Here is an 851-nt window from a genome sequence, read left to right as displayed (position 1 = left end):
TATCAACTTATCCTCAAGCTCGGTGTGTGGCTGAAGGGCGAAATCCTTCGTGAAACGAGCACTGGCAAGCAGGCGGCTGAGAAGTTCGTCAAGAAGCAGGTCTCCGTCGCAAAGCGCAGGCGGCCTTCATTCGGGCCCGAGGCCTAACAATTCGTCCAAGCCGACGCCGCTTCTCGGCGCGGCTTAACTCAGGTGTTAGGCCTCATGTGGAAATTCATCGCGCTCGTCACGACATTAGGCGTCGTTAACGCTTCTGCGGCGGAACTCACGGAGTCCGAGCTCAGTATCGGCGGCATCGAGATTGGCGCCACCGAGGCTAGCGTTCGGAACCTGCTGGGCGAACCAGTTGGCAATCGTGAAACCGATGAGGGTGAGGAGTTGTACTACCCTGGGTTGGTCGTCACTGTCGGGTGGCTCGAGCAACGAGGTCCCAAGATCCCCCGTCGCGTCAGCGCGCTGCTGGGCACTGGCTACAAGGCATGCACGCCCTCCGGTCTCTGCCCCGGCATGTCCATCGCAGACGCCACACGCCTGTACGGCGCTAGCAAGCCGGTCGAACGCGAGAACGGTACGTTCTTGGAATACCAGCCCGCAGCAGCTCAATGCTGGCTGCAGGTCCCGGCCAAGGCGGACCCCATCTACAAAGTCGCCGTCGTCTGCCAGCCATGAGGCCTAACAATTCGTCCAAGCCGACGCCGCTTCGCGGCGCGGCTTAACTCAGGTGTTAGGCGGCATGAGACGGCTCATAGTTGATTGCAGTGATGTCTCGACGGCCGACCACTTCTGGGAGAAGTATCTGGCTGTGGCGAACCCACGTGTTCCGGGCTTTGGTCGCAACCTTGATGCGTTCA

1 protein-coding gene is annotated in these 851 nt (G+C 60.4%); it reads left to right on the top strand.

What is annotated here, in order from left to right:
* Positions 1–204 precede the first annotated feature (204 nt).
* Complete coding sequence (locus tag EVS83_RS15470; RefSeq protein ID WP_133502086.1) at positions 205–669, top strand: hypothetical protein; 465 nt, start codon at positions 205–207, stop codon at positions 667–669.
* Positions 670–851: the final 182 nt, after the last annotated feature.

The sequence above is a fragment of the Cognatilysobacter terrigena genome, assembly GCF_004361065.1.
GTDB classification, from domain to species: Bacteria; Pseudomonadota; Gammaproteobacteria; order Xanthomonadales; family Xanthomonadaceae; genus Cognatilysobacter; species Cognatilysobacter terrigena.
This window is presented reverse-complemented; position numbering and strand designations above follow the sequence as displayed.

Coding starts and splice junctions, on each gene's coding strand:
- EVS83_RS15470 (WP_133502086.1), top strand. CDS start 205: ATGTGGAAATTCATCGCGCTCGTCACGACATTAGGCGTCGTTAACGCT.